Origin of the sequence: Anaerococcus senegalensis JC48 (genome assembly GCF_000321005.1) — a bacterium.
GTDB classification, from domain to species: Bacteria; Bacillota; Clostridia; order Tissierellales; family Peptoniphilaceae; genus Anaerococcus; species Anaerococcus senegalensis.
The window spans coordinates 1,071,783-1,073,378 of sequence record NZ_HE578907.1 but is presented as its reverse complement, the minus strand read 5'-3'; the positions used below and the strand labels follow the sequence as shown (position 1 = coordinate 1,073,378).

The window sequence follows — 1,596 nt, the reverse complement described above, 5'->3', positions numbered from 1 at the left end:
ATTCCAAGATCACCACATCTATCAAACAGTAGATAAAGACGGAAATGTAATATCAGAAGATGCTACAACCGACGGTGACGAACAAACAGGAAAAGAAAACGAAGAATATACAACAAATAAAATAGACAAAGAAGGTTACAAGCTAGTAGAAGTAAAACCAACAAATGACAAATCCAAAGAACTAGGCGTAAAATACGACTCAGAAAATGGAGAACCAACAAAAGGAAACTACGTAGCAGGTGAAAAACAAGAAGTAACCTATATCTATCAAAAAACAGAAGAAAAAGGTTCATTCCAAGAACACCACATTTATCAAACAGTAGATGAAGACGGAAATGTAATTTCTACAGACTTTACAACTGATAAAGATGTTGAAACTGGTAATGTTGGGGAAGATTATAAAACACAAAAAATAGATCAACCAACTTATACACTTACAGAAGTAAAACCAGCAAATGGTGCAGCTTCAAATACTGATGGAAGCCTTGCTACAGGTAAATTTGTAAAAGATACTAAACAAGAAGTAACTTACATCTACACAAGAGTTCAAAAGAATGGATCATTCCAAGAACACCATAAATACATCACAAAAGATCAAGATGGAAACATCATTGAAACAACAACTGATGATGGAGAAACTACTAAAGGAAATACAAAACAATCTTACACTACAGGAAAAGTGAAAAAAGATGATTTTGAATTCAAGAGAATTGAAAATCCAATTGGTGGACCAATCTACTCAGCAAATGGTGATGAAACAAAAGGAAACTACAAACCAGGTATTAAACAAGAAATCACTTATGTTTACGAAAAAACTGTAGAAGTTCCAAAAGAAAAAGTGGGATCATTCCAAGAACACCACATCTACAGAACTCTTAGAGAAGATGGAACATATATAGTAGATGAAAGAGTAGACGGAGATGTAACTTCAGGTAAAACATCAGAATCTTATACTACAGGAAAATCTGATAGAGATGGATACACCTTCAATGCAGAAGCTACAACAACTAAAAACGGTGCAGTAGCTAATCAAAATGGAAACTATGTAGCTGATAAGAAACTTGAAGTAACTTATGTTTACGATAGAAAAGAAAGTCCAAAAGATATCTATGAAATGATCGAAGAAACAGAAGACTTCGAACAAGAATTAAAAGAAAATAAAAATCTTCCTGTTGGAACTATCAAGATTACTCAAGAAGGTAAAAACGCTAGATATAAAGTTCTTTATAAACATATAAATCCAGACGAAATACCAGACTTTAATAAAGATAACTTCCAAGAATTCGATGGAAAATATTGGCAAGAAGTTTCTAGACAAAAGATAGCTGATGGACAAAAACAAATAATCGAATACAACTTAGGAGAAACACCAACAACTCCAGCAGAACCAGAAAAACCACTTAAACCAAACGAAACAAATATAACAGTAGAAGAAACTACTAATAAAGATGGCGTTAAGGGAAGAAATGTAACAATAACTATCACAAACCCTAACGATGGTAATAAAGTTGTAAAAGAAGAAACATTCTTTATACCAGACGGAAAAGATGGAGAAGCTGGTAAAGAAGGTCAACCAGGAACAGCAGGTAAAGACGG

Annotated in this window: 1 protein-coding gene; it reads left to right on the top strand. The window is 33.3% G+C overall.

What is annotated here, in order from left to right:
- Positions 1-1,596 (top strand): MucBP domain-containing protein (locus tag ASHG_RS09130; protein WP_167320523.1); only part of this gene is annotated, 1,596 nt, incomplete at both ends.